Source organism: Erythrobacter sp., assembly GCF_040217515.1.
Lineage (GTDB): Bacteria > Pseudomonadota > Alphaproteobacteria > Sphingomonadales > Sphingomonadaceae > Erythrobacter.
The window spans coordinates 1-1,863 of the sequence record NZ_JAVJPT010000014.1 but is presented as its reverse complement, the minus strand read 5'-3'; the positions used below and the strand labels follow the sequence as shown (position 1 = coordinate 1,863).

General features: G+C 64.3%; 3 protein-coding genes. All 3 read right to left on the bottom strand.

Annotated elements, in window-relative coordinates:
• Nucleotides 1-697 (bottom strand): PhnE/PtxC family ABC transporter permease (locus RIB52_RS14160; RefSeq protein ID WP_350176660.1); only part of this gene is annotated, 697 nt, incomplete at its 3' end.
• The gene (locus tag RIB52_RS14155; RefSeq protein WP_350176658.1) at nucleotides 694-1,476 is read right to left on the bottom strand and encodes a phosphonate ABC transporter ATP-binding protein; all 783 of its coding nucleotides are present in this window, start codon (nucleotides 1,474-1,476) and stop codon (nucleotides 694-696) included. The genes RIB52_RS14155 and RIB52_RS14160, both read right to left, overlap by 4 nt.
• The coding region (locus tag RIB52_RS14150; protein WP_350176656.1) for a phosphate/phosphite/phosphonate ABC transporter substrate-binding protein at nucleotides 1,473-1,863 on the bottom strand (391 nt) is incomplete at its 5' end. The genes RIB52_RS14150 and RIB52_RS14155, both read right to left, overlap by 4 nt.

Genomic DNA, 1,863 nt, shown 5'->3' with positions numbered 1-1,863 from the left:
CAATCGTGACGCTGGCCGCCTTGTCATACTGGAAAGAGCGCACGTAGGTCTGGATGTAAAAGCCGATCCCGCCCGCGCCGACAATCCCGAGGATCAGCGACTCGCGCAGGTTCAACTCGAACCGGAAAATCGTGTCGCGGGCGACGACCGGCGCCATCTGCGGCCAGATCGCGTATCTGAGCCGCACGAGCGGCCCGGCGCCCGCGCTTTCCAGCGCGGCGATCGGCGCGCGGGACACGCCGTCGATCGCCTCGGCATAGAACTTTGCGAGCATCCCCGTTGCATGAGAGGCGACCGCGATGATGCCGGGCAGCGGCCCAAGCCCGACAGCGCCCACCATGAGCATGGCCACGAGGATCAGCGGAATCGCCCGTATGAAGGCAAGCAGCGTTCGGATCGACCGGAACACCGCAGACGATACCATCGTCTCGGACGCGAGAATGCCGAAGGGAACGGACAGGACCACAGCTCCGAGGGAGCCGAGGATCGCTATTCTCAGCGTTTCCGCGCTGCCCTTCTTGATCTCGGCCATCACCGTCGGGTCAGGTGGAAACATCCGACCGAGGAAATCGGCAATGCGCGGGCCAGCCGACATGAGACGCGACAACTCGACATCGGCCGTCGCGAAGGACCACAGGATCGCCGCGGCGATCAGACCACTCGTCGCAAAGCCGCCAAACCCGCGGAACGCCATCATGATACCGCCCTGAGGCCGATACCGGGGATTGGCTCAACCTCCCGATAGAGTTCCGCTGTCGCATCCTCGTTCAACTCGGAGGTCGGCACATCAAAGGCGATCCGCCCGCAACGAATGCCAATGATACGCTGCGCAAAACGCCGCGCCAGGTCGGGTTGGTGAGACGCAAACAGCGCCGTCGCGCCGCGCGCTTGCGCCGCCCCGGCCAGCAGCGCCAGGATCTCACCTGCACGCGCAGGGTCGAGGTTGCTCACCGGTTCATCGGCCAGAACAAGCCGTGGTTCCTGCGCCAGACACCGCGCGATGGCGACGCGCTGCCGCTGCCCGCCGCTGAGGCTGTCGACCCTGCGATTGGCAAGATCAGCAATGCCGCAATCGGCAAGTGCCGTGCGCGCAATCTCCAGATCGTGCTTGGTCGGTGATCCCATCAGGGCCCGCAGCGGCGACATGCGCCCCAAGCGGCCATTCAGGACATTGCGCAGAACCGCGGACCGTTCGACTAGGGCGAATTCCTGAAAAACGAAACCGGTATCCGGGCGGCGCGCGCACATTGGCGGATGATCGGGATCAAGCGGTGCGCCCAAGATCGAAATCTGCCCGCACCAGCCAAACAGCCTGCCATCAAGCAGTGCCAGTAGGGTCGTCTTGCCCGCCCCGGACGGGCCGAGCAGAGCCACGCTTTCGCCCGTCGGAATATTAAGCGAAACCCGCTCCAGCGCCGGGACGTCCGCGCCCGTATGGGCAAAACTCAGGTCGTCGATTTGGATAGCAGTGCTCATTCCAACAGCCCGTATCGCCGCGCCATGTCGCGCACGCCGTCATAGGCGGCGCCGTCGGCCCTGACATAGCCGTCCGGTCCATAAAGATAGCGTAGCTTGTTGCGGTGCTCCGGCTCATTGAGCCGCAGCATTGCGTCAACAAAACGGTCCCGCAGAGCGGCGTCGAGCCCCGGGCGAGCGATCACCAAATGGCTCGGGATCGGTGCGCTTTCCGCGATCCAAGTTACCTCCGCCTGTTGCTGCGGTGTCAGAAGCAGGTCGGCATACTGGCTGGCGCCCGCGGCATCGACCAGGCCTTCGGCCATTGCCTGCATGGCTTGTTGGTAGCCCCCCGCGAAAAAGACACGGCCGAAAAATTCCTCCGCTGCGCTAGGACCTTTAACCACC

Bases quoted from the DNA above. Each gene is read 5' to 3' on its own strand.
- RIB52_RS14155 (WP_350176658.1), bottom strand. From the start codon at position 1,476: ATGAGCACTGCTATCCAAATCGACGACCTGAGTTTTGCCCATACGGGC.